General features: G+C 70.4%; 14 protein-coding genes. 6 read left to right on the top strand and 8 right to left on the bottom strand.

Going from position 1 to position 19,795, the window contains the following annotated elements; all coding sequences use genetic code 11:
* Positions 1-31: 31 nt before the first annotated feature.
* Positions 32-1,189, bottom strand: coding sequence for an MFS transporter (locus ACIBVN_RS53500; RefSeq protein ID WP_397149411.1), 1,158 nt, complete (start codon positions 1,187-1,189; stop codon positions 32-34).
* A gap of 98 nt (positions 1,190-1,287) precedes the next feature.
* Here ACIBVN_RS53500 and ACIBVN_RS53495 point away from each other — a divergent pair, with 98 nt between their 5' ends.
* Positions 1,288-1,902: a TetR/AcrR family transcriptional regulator gene (locus ACIBVN_RS53495; RefSeq protein WP_397149409.1), complete on the top strand. Its 615-nt coding sequence runs from the start codon at positions 1,288-1,290 to the stop codon at positions 1,900-1,902.
* A gap of 253 nt (positions 1,903-2,155) precedes the next feature.
* Here the strand turns inward: ACIBVN_RS53495 and ACIBVN_RS53490 are convergent, their stop codons facing one another.
* Both ACIBVN_RS53490 and ACIBVN_RS53485 read right to left on the bottom strand, forming a co-directional pair.
* On the bottom strand, positions 2,156-2,416 hold the full coding sequence (locus ACIBVN_RS53490; RefSeq protein ID WP_020546325.1) for a WhiB family transcriptional regulator: 261 nt from the start codon (positions 2,414-2,416) through the stop codon (positions 2,156-2,158).
* A gap of 318 nt (positions 2,417-2,734) precedes the next feature.
* Positions 2,735-4,579 (bottom strand): hypothetical protein, encoded by a 1,845-nt coding sequence (locus tag ACIBVN_RS53485; protein WP_397149407.1) that lies wholly within the window; start codon positions 4,577-4,579, stop codon positions 2,735-2,737.
* Between the two features lie 182 nt (positions 4,580-4,761).
* Between ACIBVN_RS53485 and cofD the strand changes: the two genes are divergently transcribed.
* The 3 genes from cofD to ACIBVN_RS53470 all read left to right on the top strand — a co-directional run bounded on the left by cofD (position 4,762) and on the right by ACIBVN_RS53470 (position 7,816).
* On the top strand, positions 4,762-5,700 hold the full coding sequence (cofD, locus tag ACIBVN_RS53480; RefSeq protein WP_397149405.1) for a 2-phospho-L-lactate transferase: 939 nt from the start codon (positions 4,762-4,764) through the stop codon (positions 5,698-5,700).
* On the top strand, positions 5,697-6,986 hold the full coding sequence (locus ACIBVN_RS53475; protein WP_397149403.1) for a coenzyme F420-0:L-glutamate ligase: 1,290 nt from the start codon (positions 5,697-5,699) through the stop codon (positions 6,984-6,986). The genes cofD and ACIBVN_RS53475 overlap by 4 nt, the downstream gene beginning before the upstream one ends.
* A gap of 92 nt (positions 6,987-7,078) precedes the next feature.
* Positions 7,079-7,816 carry a lytic polysaccharide monooxygenase gene (locus tag ACIBVN_RS53470; RefSeq protein WP_397149401.1) on the top strand — a complete coding sequence of 246 codons (738 nt, stop codon included), beginning with the start codon at positions 7,079-7,081 and terminating at the stop codon, positions 7,814-7,816.
* Positions 7,817-7,846: 30 nt separating this feature from the next.
* Here ACIBVN_RS53470 and ACIBVN_RS53465 read toward each other — a convergent pair whose 3' ends face one another.
* The 5 genes from ACIBVN_RS53465 to ACIBVN_RS53445 form a co-directional block, all read right to left on the bottom strand.
* Entirely contained in the window at positions 7,847-9,589 is a 1,743-nt protein-coding gene (locus ACIBVN_RS53465; protein WP_397149399.1) for a substrate-binding and VWA domain-containing protein, read from the bottom strand.
* A gap of 86 nt (positions 9,590-9,675) precedes the next feature.
* Entirely contained in the window at positions 9,676-12,237 is a 2,562-nt protein-coding gene (locus ACIBVN_RS53460) for a bifunctional FO biosynthesis protein CofGH (RefSeq protein WP_397149397.1), read from the bottom strand.
* 51 nt (positions 12,238-12,288) lie between these two features.
* The gene (locus ACIBVN_RS53455; RefSeq protein ID WP_397149395.1) at positions 12,289-13,185 is read right to left on the bottom strand and encodes a DNA-3-methyladenine glycosylase family protein; all 897 of its coding nucleotides are present in this window, start codon (positions 13,183-13,185) and stop codon (positions 12,289-12,291) included.
* 45 nt (positions 13,186-13,230) lie between these two features.
* Positions 13,231-14,880, bottom strand: coding sequence for an LCP family protein (locus ACIBVN_RS53450; protein ID WP_397149393.1), 1,650 nt, complete (start codon positions 14,878-14,880; stop codon positions 13,231-13,233).
* Positions 14,881-15,024: 144 nt separating this feature from the next.
* On the bottom strand, positions 15,025-16,557 hold the full coding sequence (locus ACIBVN_RS53445) for a hypothetical protein (protein WP_397149391.1): 1,533 nt from the start codon (positions 16,555-16,557) through the stop codon (positions 15,025-15,027).
* Positions 16,558-16,688: 131 nt separating this feature from the next.
* Between ACIBVN_RS53445 and ACIBVN_RS53440 the strand changes: the two genes are divergently transcribed.
* Both ACIBVN_RS53440 and ACIBVN_RS53435 read left to right on the top strand, forming a co-directional pair.
* Complete coding sequence (locus ACIBVN_RS53440; RefSeq protein WP_397149389.1) at positions 16,689-18,770, top strand: hypothetical protein; 2,082 nt, start codon at positions 16,689-16,691, stop codon at positions 18,768-18,770.
* Positions 18,771-18,863: 93 nt separating this feature from the next.
* Positions 18,864-19,793: a glycosyltransferase family 2 protein gene (locus tag ACIBVN_RS53435; RefSeq protein WP_397149387.1), complete on the top strand. Its 930-nt coding sequence runs from the start codon at positions 18,864-18,866 to the stop codon at positions 19,791-19,793.
* Positions 19,794-19,795: the final 2 nt, after the last annotated feature.

Genomic DNA, 19,795 nt, shown 5'->3' with positions numbered 1-19,795 from the left:
GACCGAACCAGCTACAAGGCCACCATCAGCATCAACATCCACATGCCCGATGAACCTTGACAAACCAGCGTGAAGCCAAACTAAACGGCATTGGGGCTAGCGCGGTGATGGCGGCGGCGGGCAGGCTGAGCAGGGGAGGCGTGATCCACTGCTGGGCCAACCCGCCGATGCCGCCGCCGAGGGCTATGCCTATGTAGATGGCGGAAGACACCAGCCCGAGAAGTGCTGGCATAGCAGCCGGGGCATGGGTGGCCAGGCGGTGCTGTTGAGGAATGACCGGCATGCCGACGCAAACGCCCCAGAGCACGGCCCACACCAGAGTGGAGGCCAGATGAGCGGTAGCCGACGGACCGACCAGGAGCACGATCACGGAGACGCTCAGGCATAGCGTCAGCACGCGGCGCGAGGAGTACCGATCGGTGAGCCGTCCGGCCAGGAAGTTGCCAATGACCGTGCCGACGCCCCAGGCCAGCAGAACGATGGTGAGCGCTGTCAGGGAACCGTCGGTCGCGTTGCTCAGCGCAGGCCCTATGTAGGTGTAAAGGGTGTGGATCCCAGCCAGGGTGATCATGGTGACGGCCAGGGCGCCGATGACCCACCCTTGCTTGAGCGGTGCGAGCCGGTCGCCGAACGCGACGGCGGGCGAACGCACCGGGGGCACGCCAAGGACGATGCCGGCCCCGGCGACCAGGCCGAGCCCGGCCACCGCCCACAGTGTCGTCCGCCAGTCGGCACGTCCGATGAGAGTACCCAGGGGCAGGCCGATGGCGGTGGCGGTGGTCAGGCCGCCCATCACGAGCGCGAGTGCCCTGCCACGGCGGTGCGGCGGGGCGATGGCCGCCGCGACGCTGAAGGCGGCGGTGCCGATGATGCCCGCCCCCGCTGCGGTGAGGACCCGGGCCGTCATCACCACCGCGTAGGTGGTGCCCAATGCGGTCGCGGCGTTACCGATCACGAAGATGCCCAGCGCGATCAGCAGGGCGGCACGCCGGCTCATCCCGGCCGTGGCCACACCCAGCACCGGCGCCGACAGCGCGAACGTCAGCGCGAACGCCGTCACGAGTTGCCCGGCCGCGGGGAGGCTGACACCGAGGTCCGCAGCGATGGGTTGGAGCAAACCGGCGATCACGAACCCGTCAGTGCCGACCGCGAAAGTGGCCAGCGCGAGGGGGAACAGCCCTTTGAACACGCGACCTCCTTCAATGCAACGGAACGGTTCCGTTCCATCGAACTCTAAATCACCCTATGATGGAATGCAACGGTTCCGTTCTATTAGGAGATATCACGATGCATCGCGTCGAGGGTCAGCGACCTCCGGCCGGCGCGGCCGTCCTCAGGCAGTCCGTCACCGCAGCGATCAGCGATGCCGCCTTCGCCGAGCTGGCCGAGGTCGGATACGCCCGCATGTCGATGGACGCGGTAGCGCGCCGGGCGGGGGTGGGCAAGGCCGCGCTCTATCGTCGATGGCGCTCCAAGGAGGCGATGGTCACCGACCTGATCGCCGAGACCATGCGGCGGCACGGGGTTGTATGCCCGGACACCGGCACGCTCATCGGCGACCTGGAGGCCTACATCCGCAGCACGCTCGGCCAGCTCGCCCATCCCCTCGTCGCGCGGATCGTGCCTGACCTCGTCGCCGAGGTGGCCCGCAGCGAGCCGCTGGCCGCCGCCGTACGCGAGTCCGTCGCCACACCGCGCCGCGAAGCCGTCACGGCCATGCTCCAGCGCGCGGTCGAGCGCGCCGAACTACCTGCCGACCTGGACTACCTGCTCGCCTACGACTTTCTCATCGCCCCTCTGAGCTTTCGCCGCCTGCTCATGAACGGCCCCGACGACGAGGAGTACGTCCACCGGCTCGCCGTCGCCACTGCCGCCGCGCTCAAGGCCGCCTGCACGGGCTGACGCGCCGCCCGCCCGCTGGAGGATGACGAACTGGGAACGACTCACGGCTGGCGGTGATGAATGGCGATCAACGCTTCGTAGCCGGCAGCACGTTCCGGCTCTCTGTCACCCCCGGACACCACGACCGTCCCTCGGCTCCTGGTCAGGCATCTTTGCCATGTGCTAAGCCGGGTCGCGTCCGAACCCCTGGCCCGCTCCGGTGACATGCGAAAAGGGTCACACGGTCGCCCGCGTGACCCCCTTCGCCATATACCTAAACGGCCTGGCGCTTGATCCGTCTGCGCTCTCGTTCGGACAGCCCTCCCCAGATGCCGAACCGCTCATCGTGCTCGAGTGCGTATTCGAGACACTCGGCACGGACCTCACAAGATCGGCAGACCTTCTTGGCCTCTCTGGTGGAGCCGCCCTTCTCCGGGAAGAACGCCTCCGGATCCGTCTGCGCGCACAACGCGCGCTCCTGCCAGCCGAGTTCTTCAGCGTCAAGCTGATCCTGTGCGATGACCGGATCGGTCACTGCACACCTCCCTGCCGCCCGCCCGCAATGGAGCCCCCCATGGACGCCTTCCTTATTACCCACCCACCGGAAGGCGTAACAACATGGTTGTAATTACACGCGTGCGCCGTAGCTGACGTCAAGCGGCATGCAGCTATCCGGGGAAAGACCAGAGCTCGCCCCGGTGTGCTTGGCATGTGATGTTCGCACCCGGCCAACACCCTTTGCTCTCGGCGTCGGCAAGGCTCCTTCAACGTGTCAGCGGTCCGAACCGTACCAGGGCGGGATAGACACCCGCCCGTTGCCCCACCTTCTCTCTAGCCGTTCATTGCCGGTCCGTTACCTGCGTGGCTCGTTGGGGGTGTATATGGCTGTTGGGTCGATCGGGTCGTCTCCCGGGCGGGTGCCGAAGTCGCCGCCGAAAGGTGCGGAGTCGAGCCGCATCGTCGCGTCTCCGCCGCCCTCCGTCTGGGGCCAGCCCGGCTGCTGCTGCTGTTGCTGGTGCGTGGGCTGGTACTGGCCCTGCTGGGGCTCGTATCCGCCGGGCGCGGGCTGCTGCGGGTGGCCGAACGGGTCGTCGTACGGCCTGGGCGCCTGGTTGGAGTAGTCGGGCACGTGCAGCTCGGGCTGGGTGCCGACCGTGGAGTGCTGGTACGTCTCGGCCTGCTGGTAGGCGTCCATGAGCTGCTGGGACCGCGGGTCCACGGGCGGTTCCGGCTCCTGGTACGGCGCGGCGTACTCGTGGCCGGAGTAACCGGTGAACGGCTGGCCGCCCTGCGGGTCGAAGGCGTTCTGACCGAAGTGCGGCTGCTGCTCGGCGGCCGGGGGGTAGGGGACGCTCGGAGCGGTGTCGGCCGGCGGCGTCTGGAATGCCTGGCCGGTGAAGGCGTTGGGCGGGGCGTCCGCCGGGGCGTACGGGTTCTGGTGATCCGGGGCCGGCGCGTAGGGGTTCTGGTGGTCGGCGGGCGGCGCGTAGGGGTTCGGCTGGTCCGCGGGGGGAGCGTAGGGGTTCGGCTGGTCCGCGGGGGGAGCGTACGGGTTCAGCTGGTCCGCGGGCGGTGCGTACGGGTTGGGCTGCTCGGCCGCGGGGGGCGCGTAGGGGTTGGGGCTCGGCTGGCCGTAGACGTTCGGCTGGCTGTCCGCGGGCACGTACGGGGCGGGCTGGTACTCGGCGGCCGGCGGGGTGTTGTAGTCCTGGACCGAGGGGGCCGTGTCGGCGGGGGCGTAGGCCGACTGGCCGAAGCTGGTCTGCGGCGAGTACGACTGATCTGGCTGGCCCTGGTCCGAGGGGGCGGCGGGCAGGGCGCCTCTGATCTGCTGCGTCTGGTACGGCTGCTGGGGCTGCGGCTCGGGGTGCTGGGGCTGGGCCGCCTGGGGCGCGGGCTGGCCGCCGAAGCTCGGCGGCTGGTGGCCGTACTGACCGGACGGGGGCTGCTGGCCGAACTGACCCGAATCGGGCTGCTGGCCGAACTGACCCGAATCGGGCTGCTGGCCGTACTGACCTGACTCGGGCTGCTGGCCGAACTGGCCCGACTCGGGCTGCTGGCCGAAACCGGGCTGCGAGACCGGCTGGGGCTGGCCGTACTCACCGGAGGGCTGCTGTGCGTAACCCGGCTGCTGGCCCGAATGAGGCTGCTGGGCGTAAGGGGGCTGGCCGTAGCCCTGCTGGGGCTGCTCGGGCTGGCCGAACTGCGGCTGCTGTCCGAAAAATGGGGGCTGCTGGCCGAACTGCGGCTGCTGGTACGGCTGCGCGGCGGGCCGTTCCGGGAGGACCTGCGGGAGGAGGTAGACGAGCGCGATGGCGGCCAACGCGACGTAGGGCACGCCCAGGAGCACCAGCTGCACCGTCACCCAGCCGCCGATCCCGGCGAAAAGGCCGAGCAGCAGCGACAGCGTGCCGAACAACGAGGCCAGCAGCAGCCCGCCCGCCGACACGTACATCATCAGCTTGGCCTTGGGCGACGGCTCGCCGACCTTGGTGGCCAGCAGCACGGCGCCCAGCAGCAGTGCCGTCACGACGGGGTTCGTCAGGTCCAGGGCGTTCCTGGCGGCGCGAACAGTCAGGGCCAACCCGGACGAGCCGGCCAGGATGTCGCCCATCGTCAGCAGTACGGTCAGCAATCCGGCGACGAGCATGATCCAGGCGGCCGGATCTCTCAGCCGCGCGACGTCAAATTTGCTCACAACTACCCCCAACCGACCCCTTTGGTCCGAAGGGAGTTTGCCACATCACTGACTCGCGCGGCGGGAGTCCCAGGAAGCTCCTACATCCCAATTCGGCCTACACCTGGCATTTCTCTCATAACAGGTCGGGTAAAACGCCACCCGCGAAGGGCCTGTCAGGGGCCGGTGGAAGACTGGTCGGCATGCACATCGTGTCACTCGCGGGCGGCATCGGCGGCGCCCGTTTCCTGCGTGGCCTGCGCGCGGCCGCGCCAGACGCCTCCATCACGGTCATCGGCAACACGGGCGACGACATCACCCTGTTCGGCCTGCGGGTCTGCCCCGACCTCGACACCGTCATGTACACCCTGGGCAACGGCATCGACGAGGAGCAGGGCTGGGGGCGGGCCAAGGAGTCCCACGTCGTCAAGGAGGAGCTGGCCGCGTACGGCGTGGAGCCGCAGTGGTTCGGGCTCGGCGACCGCGACTTCGCCACCCACATCGTGCGCTCGCAGATGCTCGAGGCCGGCTACCCGTTGTCGCAGATCACCGAGGCGCTGTGCGCGCGCTGGCAGCCGGGCGTGCGGCTGCTGCCGATGACCGACGACCGCTGCGAGACCCACGTGGTGATCGAGGACGAGCGCGGCAAGCGCGCCGTCCACTTCCAGGAGTGGTGGGTACGGCTGCGCGCCTCGGTCCCGGCGCAGTCGTTCGCGCTGGTGGGCGTCGACACGGCCAAGCCCGCGCCGGGCGTACTCGAGGCCATCGAGCAGGCCGACGTGGTGATCCTGCCGCCCTCCAACCCGGTCGTGAGCATCGGCACGATCCTGCAGGTCCCGGGCATCCGCGACGCCCTGCTCCCCAAGACCGTGGTCGGCGTCTCGCCGATCATCGGCGGCGCGCCGGTCAGGGGCATGGCCGACGCCTGCCTGACGACCATCGGGGTGGAGACGACGGCGCAGGCCGTCCTCGAGCTGTACGGCTCGGAGCTGATCGACGGGTGGCTGGTGGCGGAGCAGGACGAAGGGGTCGCGCTCGACGGCGTCCGTGTGATCGCCCGGCCGATCCTCATGCACGACGCCGACGCCGCGGCCGACATCGCCCGCACCGCCCTCGACCTCGCCAAGGAGCTCACCCGATGACCGACCAGGACGCCCGGACCCCGTCGCGGCTGGAAGTGATCGCCGTGGCGGGCATCGGCGAGGTGCGGCCGGGGGACGACGTGGCGGCCCTGCTCCAGGACGCCGGCCTGCGCGACGGTGACATCGTGGTCGTCACCTCCAAGATCGTGAGCAAGGCCGAGGGGCGGATCCGCCAGGCGCCCGACCGCGTCCAGGCGATCGAGGACGAGACCGAGCGGGTGGTGGCCAGGCGCGGCGACACCGTGATCTCGCAGACCCGCCACGGGTTCGTCATGGCCGCCGCCGGGGTCGACGCCTCCAACACCGAGCCGGGCACCGTGCTGCTCCTGCCCGAGGACCCCGACGCCTCGGCCAGGCGCATCAGGAAGGGCCTGCCCGTGCGCGCGGGCGTGATCGTCTCCGACACGTTCGGCCGCCCGTGGCGCAACGGGCTCACCGACGTGGCCATCGGGGCGGCGGGCGTGCGCCCGCTCGACGACTTCCGCGGCACGTCCGACGGCTACGGCAACGAGCTCAAGGCCACCGTCACGGCGCTGGCCGACGAGATCGCGGGCGCGGCGGAGCTGGTCAAGGGCAAGCTCGGCGGGGTCCCGGTGGCGATCGTACGCGGGCTGTCCCACCTGGTCACCGAGGACGACGGGCCCGGGGTCAGGCCGCTGGTGCGGGCCGCCGACGACGACCTGTTCCGTTACGGGTCGCGGGATGTCGTGTTCGCCCGCCGTACCATCAGGGAGTTCTCCGACCGGCCTGTCGATCCGGAGAAGGTGCGCAGGGCGGTGGCGGCGGGCATCGCGGCGCCCGCGCCGCACCACACGACGCCGTGGCGGTTCGTGCTGGTCGAGTCGCCGCAGACGCGGACCAAGCTGCTCGACGCCATGCGCGAGGCCTGGATCGAGGACCTGCGCGGCGACGGGTTCAGCGAGCAGTCGATCGCCAAGCGGATCAAGCGGGGCGACGTGCTGCGTAACGCGCCTTATCTGATCGTGCCATGCCTGGTGATGGAGGGCTCCCACACCTACAGGGACGATCGGCGCAACGCGTCGGAGCGGGAGATGTTCGTGGTGGCGACGGGCGCGGGGGTCGAAAACCTCCTCATCCAGCTCGCCGTGGAGGGGCTCGGCTCGGCGTGGGTGTCGTCCACGATGTTCTGCCGCCCGGTCGTCCGCGAGGTGCTCGACCTGCCCGGCTCGTGGGACCCGATGGGCTGCGTGGCCGTCGGGCACGCGGCTGCCCCGCCGCGTGACCGCGCGCCCCGCGACCCGGACGACTTCATCGTCACGCGCTGACGGAGCCGGGAAACCCCTTGTCAGCCGTCCGTTTACTCTTAGGAAAGTTTCCTTTACATTTGGAGCATCCCCCCATGTAAAGGAGCTCTTCAATGAGAAGGACTCTCACGTTAGTCGCCGTGGTGGTGATCGCCCTCGCCACCACGGTGTTCAACACCACACCCGCGTTCGCGCACGGCTACGTGAACTCCCCGCCCAGCCGGCAGGCCAACTGCGCCCAGGGCAAGGTGCCCGACTGCGGCAACATCATCTACGAGCCGCAGAGCGTGGAGGGCCCGAAGGGGCTGCGCAGCTGCCACGCGAACCTGCCGCAGTTCGCCCAGCTCAGCGACGAGAGCAAGCCGTGGCCCGCCGCGCAGGTGGGCACCACGGTGACCTTCACCTGGACGTTCACCGCCAGGCACGCCACGCTCAACTACGAGTACTACATCGGCAACACGCGGGTGGCCGTCTTCAGCGGCAACAACCAGCAGCCGCCCGCCACGGTCTCGCACACCGTCAACCTGTCCGGCTACTCGGGCCGGCAGAAGGTGCTGGCGATCTGGAACATCTCCGACACCACCAACGCCTTCTACTCCTGCATCGACCTGCAGATCGGCGGCGGTGGCGGCAACCCGACACCCACCCCCACCCCGACCGTCACTCCGACGCCCACTCCGACTCCGACGCCCACGCCCACGACGCCTTCGGGCACGTGGAAGGCGGGCACCGCGTACGCGGTCGGCAACGTCGTGACCTACAACGGCGTCACGTACCGCTGCATCCAGGCCCACACCGCGCTGGCCGGCTGGGAGCCGCCCAACGTCCCGGCGCTCTGGCAGAAGGCCTGACCCAAGGGGGCGCCTGAGGGCGCCCCCTTGTCATGGGTTCGGCTCGCAGGTGGGATGGCAGAGCCGGCGGGCCAACGCGGCGAGGAAGACGTCGATGATCTCCCCCGGCTCCTGGGCCTCGTGCAGGGAGCCGTTCGTGAGGGCAGTGATCTGCGACAGGCTGCCGCGATCGATCCCCTTGCCGAAGGCGATGATGATGACCTGTACGGGCTTGTCCGGGTTCCACTCGCGCCGCAGCGTGTCGAGGAGCTCCGGCAGCCTGGTGCCCTTGCCGTCGTCCTTGCCCGCCGTGATCACCAGGAGCGCGTTGTTCATCTCCTCGCGGTAATCGCTGGTGACCTTGCGGAAGCCCCTGAGTATCGCGTCGTAGAGCGAGCTGTCGAGCTTGGGATGGGCGGCGATGCCGCCGGTCGCCTCGACGAGGCGGCTCTTGCGGATCACCTGCCCCGTCTCGGGTTCACTGATCGAGCCGAGCCCGACGCGCTCCCGGTAGTTCTTGACGCCGTCCACCCGATGCGCGAACTCCCACAGGCCCATGTGCGTCGAGTCGGGGAAGAGCTGCAGCCCGATCTTGGCCGCGTCCAGTGCGATCCTGATCCTGGTGCTGCCGTTCAGGCCCTCCGCCATGTGCTTGGAGGTGTCGGCCAGGACGAGGATGTTCGTCGGCGGGGCCAGCCGGCTCCAGGCGCGCAGTGCCTCGTCGATGTCCTGCGGCGACACCGACGACCTGGTCTTCGGCGCCGTCGAGGGGATCTGCGGGCCGGGCGAGATCGGCCCCTGGGTGCCGTCGCCCGACCTGAACCCCGCCCGCCGCACGATCTCCTGCGCCTGCGGGCCCTTCAGCCAGTCGGCGAAGACCGTGGACGCCTCGGCCACCGTGGGGTCGCCGGCGGTGACGACGTACGGGTAGTCGAGGTTGATCGTGCCCTCGCGCGGGTGCAGCGCGACAACCGGGTCGGAGGAGGGGCGCAGGTTGTGGTCCCACACCGACTGCTCGGGGACGATGACGACCGGGCGCTGCCAGAACGTGTGGTCGTCCACGGCCGCCAGCATGCTGCGGTAATCGGGGGCGGAGCCGGCCTGCGCCCACCGGACGAACGCGGTCAGCGCCTTGTCCGCCCCGGGTCCCGTGCCGACGACGTCCCTGGCGGCGGCCACGGTCGCGATGCCTGCCCCGGCCAGTGACGGGTCCGGAACGCGTACGACGTCCGGCTCGTTCGCGTTGGGCCGCAGCCGCCCGCGCACGGTCGGCGGGAAGACCATCCGCCAGTTCATCTCGGTCCTGCCCACGGAGAAGCGCTGGGCCAGCGACGAGCGGGTCGCGAACACCAGCGGCGACGTCGCCACCACGCTCTCACCTGCGGGCAGCGCGTTCGCGCCCTGCTGGCGGGCCAGCCTGATCCACGCCGACGAGTCCGCGATCCACCCGTCCGGCCGCTCGCGCAGCACGCCCGCGCGGTCGCCGATCAGCGTGCGCAGGACGGTGGCCGGCTGCTGCTCGGTCACCTGGACCAGCACGCACCGGCCGCCCACCGCCGTCTTCGTCTCGTTGAAGCGCCCGGCGGCCTCCATGACCGCCGGTGCCACGTCGACTGCGGCCGCCACGCTGACCAGAACGGGCTCTCGCGTGCTGCACAGCACGCCACCGCTGCCGAACACCACGACGAGGCCACCGGCGACGATGGCCACGGCCGTGAGCCCGGCCAGCATCCCGCGCTGCAACGCCTTCCTACGGCGTTGCTCGGGAGCCGGCGCGGCACGGTGTCGACCCAAGCGCACGGTGAACCTCTCTCCAGGGGAGTGACGATTCTCGCAGCGCCTCCCACAGCGGGCGCAAGTCCTACTAGAACATGTTATAGCTACGCCATCGGCAGGACTCTCCTGACGCTCTTGCACACGCCGTCACTGGCCCGGGAGGCGTCCAGCCGCTCCTGGGTGGGAGTGCCGTACTCGGTGGTGCGCTGCCTGACCGGCCTGCCGGTGACCTCGACCATCTCCCGCAGCTCGCTGATGGTCTTGTAGGAGCCGTTCTCCGAGCCCGCCATCCGGCTGATGGTCTCCTCCATGAGGGTGCCGCCGAGGTCGTTCACGCCGCCCTGGAGCACCTGGCGGCACAGGTCGTCGCGGAGCTTCACCCAGGAGCACTGGATGTTCTTGATCGCGCCGTGCAGGAGGATCCTGGCCAGCGCGTGCACCGCCCGGTTCTCCTGCGCCGTGGGGCCTGGCCGGGCGACGCCCGCCAGGTAGATGGGGGCGCTGGTGTGCACGAACGGCAGCAGCACGAACTCGGAGAAGCCGCCGGTCTCCTCCTGGATGCGCCGGATCAGCTTGATGTGCCGCACCCAGTGCAGGTGGTTGTCGACGTGCCCGTACATCATGGTGGACGTCGTCGGAATGCCCACTTTGTGGGCCGTCGTGATGACCTCGACCCACTCCCTCGCGGGCAGCTTCCCCTTGGTCAGCACCCACCGCACGTCGTCGTCCAGGATCTCCGCCGCCGTCCCGGGCAGCGAGTCGACCCCTGCCTCCCTGGCCGCCTCCAGCCAGGCCTGGATGGACATGTCCGTCCGGCTCGCCCCGTTGATGACCTCCATGGGCGAGTACGCGTGCACGTGCATGCCGGGGGTCCTGGCCTTGACCGCCCTGGCCAGGTCGAAGTACGCGGTGCCGGGGAGGTCGGGGTGGATGCCGCCCTGCATGCAGACCTCGGTCGCCCCCGCCTCCCACGCTTCCTGTGCCCTGTCCGCCACCTGGTCGAGGCTCAGGGTGTAGGCGTCGGCGTCCGTCCTTCGCTGGGCGAAGGCGCAGAAGCGGCAGCCGGTGTAGCACACGTTGGTGAAGTTGATGTTCCTGTTGACGACGTACGTGACGTCGTCGCCCACGGTCTGCCTTCTGAGGTCGTCGGCGATGGCGGCGAGCTCGTCCAGCGCGTCTCCGTCGGCTTGGAGCAGCGCCACGGCCTCGGCGTCGGTCAACCCTGCCGGGTCCGCCGCCGCCCGCCTGAGCGCCTCCCGCACGTCACTGGGCGTCCCCGTGCCGGCGGCGGGGGCAGGGGTGAGGCGGTCGCGGAGGGCGTCCCAGTCGCCGTAGACGTGGTCGAAGTCGTCCCGCCGATCGTGGGTGCGCCCCGACGTGTCCACCTCCACGTGCAGGTCGACCCGCCCCGAAGACGCGAACCCCCCGTCCGGCTCCTGCCACGGCAACCCCCGCGGCGCCGCGTCCTCCCGGGCCAGCCCGGTGGCGGGATCCGCCAGAGCAGCCACGTGCGCGGACACCCGGGGATCGAGCCAGGGCTCGCCGGCCAGCACGTACTCGGGATAAATGGTCAGCCGCTCCCGGAGCGCGAACCCGGCCTCGGCGGTACGGGAAGCCAGCAGGGAGATCTGCGGCCAAGGACGCTCAGGGTTCACGTGGTCGGGGGTGAGCGGCGACACGCCGCCCCAGTCGTCGATCCCCGCCCGGATCATCAGCTCGTACTCCGAGTCCACCAGGTTGGGCGGGGCCTGGATGCGTACGCGCGGACCGAGCACGAGGCGCGCCACCGCGATGGTGGCCGCGAGCTCCTCCAGGTCGGCGTCCGGCAACCCCCGCATGGCCGTGTCCGGTTTGGCGCGGAAGTTCTGGACGATGACCTCCTGGATACCGCCGTACTCGCGGGCCACCCGCCGGATGGCGAAGAGCGACTCGGCCCGGTCCTCGACCGTCTCCCCTATGCCGATCAGGATCCCGGTGGTGAAGGGCACGTTCGTGCGGCCCGCGTCCTCCAGGACGCGCAGGCGCACGGCCGGGTCCTTGTCCGGTGACCCGTAATGCGCCTCGCCCTTCTCCTCGAAGAGCCGCCGCGACGTGGTCTCCAGCATCATCCCCATGGACGGCGCGACCGGCTTGAGCCGCTGCAGGTCACGCCAGCTCAGCACCCCCGGGTTGAGGTGTGGCAGCAGCCCCGTCTCCTCCAGCACCCGGATCGCCATGGCGCGCACGTAGGACAGCGTGTCGTCATAACCGTGCGCGTCGAGCCACGAGCGGGCCTGGTGCCAGCGGTCCTCCGGCCGGTCCCCCAGCGTGAACAGCGCCTCCTTGCACCCCATGGCCGCCCCCTGCCGGGCGATCTCCAGCACCTCGTCAGGGCTCAGGAACGGCGCCGGCGACTTGTGCGGCGCGGTGGCAAAGGTGCAATAGCCACAGCGGTCCCGGCAGAGCCGGGTCAACGGGATGAACACCTTCTTGCTGTACGTGATGATCCCCTCGCGGCCGGCCGCCCGTAGGCCGGCGTCACGTACGCGGGAGGCGTGTTCGAGCAGGGCGTCGAGGTGCTCGCCCCGGGCGTGCAGGAGGACGGTCGCCTCCGTGACGTCGAGGGCCTTGCCGTCACGGGCACGCGCGAGGGCGCGGCGGAGCGCGGAATCGCTGACGAGACTCATACGGGCACAGTACGACGGGCTGGGTTCGCCGCTCGCACCCAGGGGCGCGTCTCAGAACGATCTGTAGTCGCGCACCGGCATCCGAGGCCCCCGCGCGGGCGGGCGCAGGCCGGTGAGCCAGACCAGGACCGTGGCGCGATGCCGGTGCCCGTGGTAGGGCTCCAGCAGCCGCAACATCCCGGGATCGTCGGTCTTCTCCCCGGTCAGGGCATAGCCGACGAGCTTGGCCAGATGGAAGTCGCCGACGCTCACGGCGTCCGGGTCGCCGAAGGCACGCTGGCGCACCTCGGCCGACGTCCACACCCCGATCCCCGGCAGCGCGCGCAGCAGCCGGTCGAGCTCCTCGGTGGTGGCGGCGGCCTCCAGCTTGTCGGCGTGCCAGGCGGCGTTCGCGATCGTCCTGGCCCGCACCGCCTCCGCGCCCGCGCGGTGCCAGTGCCAGCTGGGGATCTGCCGCCACACCACGGGCTCGGGCACGACCCGCATGCTCTCGGGCGCGGGTCCGGGCGCGGGCTCGCCGTACCGGCTCAGCAGCCACCGCCAGGCCCGCCACGCCTCCTGCCCGACCACCTTCTGCTCCAGCACGGCCGGGACGAGGGCCTCCATGACCCGCCCGGTACGCCCGATCCGCACGCCCGGATATTTCCTGACAACATCCGCCAGGACCTCATGTTGGACGACAAATCCAGAAGTGTCGTCGAGCGCGCCCAGCAACGCCGGCAAAGCCTCCAGCGCCCACTCCGCGCCCGGCCCCCACGCCTGCCCGTCCACGGACCCGGCCCTGACGCTCACCCTGAGCGTGCAAGGCCCGTCGGGCGTCCTGGACGTCCGCCACACGGCCCCGTCACCGGTCCTGCGCCAGGTGGGATCGCCGCCGCCGCGCCGGTGGGGCTGCAACGCCAGCCCCACGTCCAGCGGCCCCTCAGGCTCCCATCGACGCTCCCTCACCCATCCAGTCTCGCGCGCCCGGCCCCTTGCTCGGACCCGCGAGCCTCACGTGCAGACGTTCTTCTGCTCGGACGCGGTGATGGTGCTGTTGTTGACGCTGTCGGGCAGCTTGGTCACCTTGACCGAGCCGAAGTCCTCGCCCACGACGAGCTGGATCACCGGAGTGCCCTTGGGCGAGGCGTTCGTGACGGGGGTCGCGGGGACGTACGGCTGCGGGTTGGTGGCCGTGACCTTGCCCGCCGCCGGAGCGGGCTTGGGCACGACGGCTCCGGCCAGCGTGTCCGCGTAGTCGGGGGCCGAGGTGATGGTCTTGGCGTAGTGGATCTCGCTCTTGGCCAGGCTCTGGCCGCCCGCGGCCTCGTAGTTGCCCACGCCGACCACGTTGAAGCCCTCCTTGGCCAGCTGGTCGGCGACCTCGCGGGCCTTGCCGAAGGTCTTGGTGCCGTTGAGCACCTGGACCTTCACCTGCTCGGGCTTGAGCGTGACCTTCGGCTTGGCGCTCGCACTGGCGCTCGCGGACGGCTCCGGGGCGGCGGGCTCGGTGTCGGTCTTGATCGAGGTGAACAGTTCGTTGGCGTCGGGCTGCTTCCAGACCACGCGGTTCTTGTCCTCGGGGTCGGGCGTCCACGGGATCGTCGTGAACTTGACGCCCCCGGCCGTCAGCTGCTTGGCGCTCATCGCGATGTTGATGAGCTGCTCGGTGTCGTTGGCCAGCTCGGGGTCCATGGTGACCGACCCTGCCGCGGCCGCGATGAAGTCCCTGAGCTTGCCGATGTCGGTGAGCAGCTCGCTGCTGGTGGCCTTGGCGACGACCTTGCTCAGGAAGATCTGCTGCCGCTTGATGCGCTGGATGTCGCTGCCGTCGCCGTAGTGGCGCAGACGCACGTAGCCCAGGGCCTTCTCGCCGTTGAGCAGGCTCTTGCCGGGCGGCAGGACCAGCTTGGAGGCCCTGTCGTTGACGCCGGACTTCAGGCAGATCTCGATGCCGCCGAGCGCGTCCACGATGTTCTTGAAGCCGCTGAAGTCGACCTCGGCGAAGTGGTTGACGCGGATGCCGGTGAGGGTCTCGATCGTGGAGATCGTGCAGGCGATGCCGCCGGCGTTGTACGCCGAGTTGATCATGTCCCGGCGCGGGGGCATCTCCTGCTTGGTGGTCTCGTTCTTGCACTTGGGGATCTGCACCATCGAGTCACGCGGGAAACTGATCAGGCGTGCCTTGTCCCGGTTGGGAGAGATGTGCATGAGGATGATCGTGTCGGTGCGCTTGCCGCCCGCGTCGGCCGTCCTGGAGAGCTTCTGGCCGTACCTCGCGTTGTCCTTGCCCGCACGGGTGTCGGAGCCGACGAGCAGGACGTTGAGCGCACCGGTCTCCGGGGGCCGCGGGTTGATGATGTCGTTGTTGACGCTCTTCTTCTTGATGTTGCCGAAGGCGTCGCGGTAGACGGTGTAGCCGGTCAGCGCCCCGGCCACCATGAGCGTGGTGACCCCGATGCTGACCCAGGCCAGGATGCGCATCTTGTTCTGGCCGCCGCCACCGCCGTTGCGGTGGCTGCGCGGTGGCCGGTCGTCGGGCGGGGGCGGCGGCGGCGCCGCGGCGGCTGCCGCTCTGCGTGCCATCCTGCTGCCAGGCTGGGTGGGGGCAGACCTGTAGTCCTGCCCGGAGCCGACTACCGGCACGCTCCTGTAGTCAGTCATACGTCCCCTAGCCTCACTTCTCGCGCCTGACGCGCTGGCTTCGTCGCCTCACGCCACGAGACGAGGTCACGTACGGCGTGCCAGGTGTCATGACCGCGGGGAACGGCCGTGACCCGGGCGTGATGTTTCCGCGGCAAAGCATACTCAGAGCCGGACATTGGGTGGAATATCATCGCCAAACTCATTATCGTCTCCGGGCTGTCTCAGCACGTCAGGCCTGGTGCTCAGGGCCGCCGCCAAACAGGCCAGGGGCACGGCCGGCAACACGTACCGGTAGTCGAACTCCGCCGCCGCAGCCGGTGTGACCAGCAGCACGATGGCCGCTGACCAGGGCACCAGCCAGACCGGGGCGCCGGCGAGGCGTCCTGCTCGGCGCCTGCGCGCGACGGCCGCCAGCGGGGGCACCAGCAGGGCCCCCAGGAGCACCAGGCCGGGCAGCCGCGCCATGCCCTGGTAGGCCCTCAGCCATCCGGCGTACGGCTCGACGATCTTTGTGCCGATCGCACCCTGCTCGTAGAGCTTGGCATAATCGGCGCCGACCTGTGCGGGATAGCGGCCAGGTGGTCCGGGCTCCTTCACCGGGAACTGGTAGTAGCCGTAGATCTCGGGATCGGGATAGACCGGGCGGCCCCAGGTGAAGGTGCGGCCCAGCTCGGTCAGCACCGAGGCGGCGTAGTCGAGCGGCTGCCTGGTGATCGCCAGCATCGCGAACCTGCCCGCCAGGCCGTCGTTCGCCTTCGTGAACGTGATGCCGGGCAGCTGCACGAGGGGGGATTCCCTCCCCCAGAGGTACTCCTGGGACGGCGGGCGCCGCTCCGGCGGGCGCGGGTCGCACAGGACCCTGAGGTCGGGCGGCGGCTCCATCTTGGCGCAGTCGGCGAACGACATCGTGCGGGCGTACAGGAAGGCGCCGTTCGCCCCCACGAGGCCGACGCGCTGGTACGTGGCGTAGAACCAGCCGCCGTACGCGACGACCGGCACGAGCGCGGCCGCGACCAGCACCCCGGCCAGTCCCGCCCGCCTGCGCAGCACGAACCACGCGGCGAACAGCACGATGAGAGGCTGGCCGATGGTCCTGGTGAGGGTGGCGGCCGCCAGCAGCAGCCCGATGGCGACCACCGTGGCCCGCCGCTCCGTCACGCACAGCGCCACCGCCGCCACGACCAGGAACATGAACAGCGTGTCGGAGACAAGCAGGTGCTCCAGCTCCACCTGGTACGCGTCGAGCAGCACCGGCACGGCGGCCAGCGTCGCCACCCACCTGGGCGCACGTCTCGCGACCCGGTAGATCAGCACGCCGGTGGCCAGGCCGAGCAGGTGCTGCGCCGCCACGACCATCCCGAAGCTGTGGAACGGCTCGAGCAGCTTGACGAACATGGAGTAGCCGGCCGGTCTGACCAGGTCGGGGCGCGGTCTGAAGACGGTGACGACGTAGGTGTAGGAGTCGGGGAACCACAGGGCCGGCCGGTAGCCCAGCATCGCCAGGGCGCGCAGGGCCGTGCCGAGGGCGAGGACGGCCAGGAACCACCGGTGCCGCTTCCACCAGGACGGATCCGTGACCCGCGCGAGGCCGCCCCAGCGGGGCAGGTCGCGCGGCATGCGGCGCTTGCCGCGGCCGGTCTTCGCGGGCTCATCGGCGCGAGCCTCCGCCATCACCCGCACGTCCTCCCGCTTCACTCCGGCACGTCCCGCGCTGCACAATCCGCTGCCTGCGTACGCTACCCGCGATTGTGTGAAGCCTGTGCCATCGGCGCCGCGCCCGCGCGCTCGTCGAAGTGGCCTCTCCGGTTGGATACGCTCGCTCACCGATGGAACTCGATCGACCCGGACGGGTGCTCTCCGCGCTCTCGGTGGTGCCCGCTCTCGCCGTGGCGGGCTGGCTGCTGGCAGGGCTGCCACTGCTGCTGCTCGGCTGGTTCGCGCCGTTGCCGGCCGGGCTGCTCGGGCTGGCCGCCGCCGCCCTGCTGTGCTGGGCGGGCACGCGGCGGCCGGTCAAGCTGGAGGCCACGTGGCGGCAGGTCGCGGGGGTCGTGGCGGTGGCCGGGGCGTCGGGCGTGTTCAACGTGGTCATGCACGCCGAGCAGGTCATCGTCCGGCGGGATCCGGCGACGTACGCGCAGTACGCGGCCTGGATCGCGCGCCACGGCTCGCTGCCCATCCCGACGCAGGCCGCGGCGTTCGGCGGCGCCGATCCCGCGCTGGTCTTCAGGAGCGTCGGGTTCTACCAGGTGGACGGGGCGGTGGTGCCGCAGTTCATGCCCGGGCCGCCCATGTTGTTCGCGGTGGGCGACTGGCTGGGCGTGCCGTTCGCGGTTCCTGGCGTCCTGGGCGGGCTGGCCGTGCTCGCCGTGGGCGGGGTGGTGGCGCGGCTGGCGGGGGCGCGCTGGGCGGTGCCGGCGTCGGCCGCCTTCGCGGTGAGCATGCCGGTCCTCTACACCTCGCGCAGCACGTTCAGCGAGATCCCGTCGCTGATCCTGCTGTTCGGCGGCCTGGCCCTGGCGCACGACGCGCTCGCCCGGGTGGGCGCAGCGGGCGGGACGGGCCACGGCGGGCTGAGACCTGACAGTTCGGGCTGGGGGCGGGGGCTGCTGGCCGGGCTGGTGTTCGGGCTGGCCGTGCTGGTCAGGGTGGACGGGCTGCGTGACGTGCTGCCGGTGCTGGCGTTCGCGGGGCTGCTGATCGCGATGCGGCGCTTCGCCAGGCCGCAGGGGATGCTGGGGCTGCCGCTGCTGGCCGGGCTCGTCGTGGGCGCCGGCGCCGGCATGCTCGCCGCGTACCTGCTCGCCCGGCCGTACCTGTCCTACCTGTCGGGCTCGGTCAATCCGCTGCTGCTCATCTGCGCCGCCGTCCTCCTGCTCACCCTGGCCGGCACGGCCGCCGCCCCGCTGCTCGCCAGGATCCGCCTGCCGGAGTGGGCCCCCACGGCCGGTGCCGCGCTGGTGGTGCTGCTCATGGTCGGCCTGTACGTCCGCCCGTGGCTGCAGACCGTCACCAGGATTCCCACGACGCTGGACGACCGGCGCACGGAATTGATGATCGAGCAGACCCAGCAGGTCAACGGCCTGCCCATCGACGGCACGCGGCTCTACTTCGAGAACTCCCTGCACTGGGTGATCTGGTACATCGGCCTGCCCGTGGTCGTGCTGGCCACGGTCGCGGCGGCGGTGCTGGTCGGGAGGCTGCTGCGGGACGGCAGGCCGTTCGAGTGGCTGCTGCCGCTCGCGGTCGTCGGCTGGACCACCGTCACCACGCTGGTGCGCCCCGAGATCACCCCCGACCACCCGTGGGCCGCGCGCCGCCTCGTCCCCATCGTGATCCCCGGGCTGATCCTGCTGGCCTCGTACGGGCTGGCCTGGCTGGGCGAGCAGACCCGGCTGCGGGACCTCGCCGTACGGCGCGGTCCCGCCTGGGTGTCCGGCCCCGGGCTCCGGCGCTGGGGGACGGCGCTCGCGGTGCTGGCCGTTGTCGTGCCGCCGGCCGTCACCTCGATCGGGACCGCGTTCGACCCGGTCGAGCGGGGGGAGGCGGCGGCTGTGGCGGCGATGTGCGCGAAGATGCCGCCCAACGCGTCGGTGCTGATCGTGGAGCGGGTCACCAGCGACCGGTTCACCCAGCTCATGCGCGGCATGTGCGACCGCCCGGCGGCGGAGGTGGTGCGGGAGAAGGGATCGGACGTCGCCCCTGAGTCGCAAGTGCGCCGCCTGATCGAGCGCGTGCGCGCAACGGGCCGCGTGCCCGTCGTGCTGGCCGCCGAGGCCGGCCAGGTCTCGCCGTACGGACCCGCGTCCCAGGTGATGGCGCTGGTCAGCCGCCAGGACGAGCGCTCACTCGTGGACGCCCCGAACGGCACCTGGTCGCTGCGGATCAACGCCTGGATGGCCCTGCCCTGACCGCCCGGCGACCCGGGGCGATCTTGGAAGTAGGGGCTCCCACTGGGCGCACGTGGACTCGGCTTTGAGTTGGGCAGAGTAACCTCAAGCCCCGTGAGCACGCTTGAGACCCCCAAGAGTGGACCTGCCGTGGAAGAAGCGCCGTACGTCACCATCGTCCTGCCCTGCTACAACGAGCAGGATCACGTCATCGACGAAGTAGAGCGCATCACGAGGGCCATGGACTCGAGCGGCTACACCTACGAGCTCGTGGCCGTGGACGACTGCTCGACCGACGAGACGCTGGCCAGGCTGCACGAGGCCGCTCCCCGATTCCCCCACCTGCGCATCCGCGCCTTCCACCGCAACGGCGGCGCCGGGACCGTGCGGCGCATCGGGTCGCAGGAGGCCAGGGGCGAGATCGTCGTCTGGACCGACGCCGACATGACCTACCCCAACGAGCGCATCCCCGAGCTGGTGCAGATCCTGGAGAAGGACCGCACGATCGACCAGGTGGTGGGCGCGCGGACCAGCGAGGAGGGCTCGCACAAGTTCCTGCGGGTCCCGGCCAAGTTCGTGATCCGCAAGGTGGCCGAGCAGCTGGCCGGGCAGAAGATCCCCGACCTCAACTCCGGGCTGCGGGCTTTCCGCAGGACGGTGGCCAAGCCCTACCTGCGGCTGCTCCCGCCCGGGTTCTCGTGTGTGACGACGATCACGCTGTCGTTCCTGTCCAACCAGCACGACATCTACTACCTGCCGATCGAGTACGCCAAGCGGGCCGGGAAGTCGAAGTTCAGCTTCGTCTCCGACGCGTACCGCTACATCCTGCAGGTGCTGCGGATGATCATGTACTTCAACCCGCTCAAGGTGCTGATGCCGCCCGCGTTGTGGCTGGTGGGCATCGGGTTCGTGAAGGGGGTGTGGGACATGGTCCAGCACCCGTTCTATTTCCCCGCCAACACCGTCATGATCTTCCTGTCCGGCATGCTGATCGGGTCCGTGGCGCTGCTTGCCGACCTGATCGTGCGGTCGCGGGGAGAGTAGGC

The sequence above is a fragment of the Nonomuraea sp. NPDC049400 genome, assembly GCF_044466425.1.
In the GTDB taxonomy this organism is placed as follows: domain Bacteria; phylum Actinomycetota; class Actinomycetes; order Streptosporangiales; family Streptosporangiaceae; genus Nonomuraea.
This window is presented reverse-complemented; position numbering and strand designations above follow the sequence as displayed.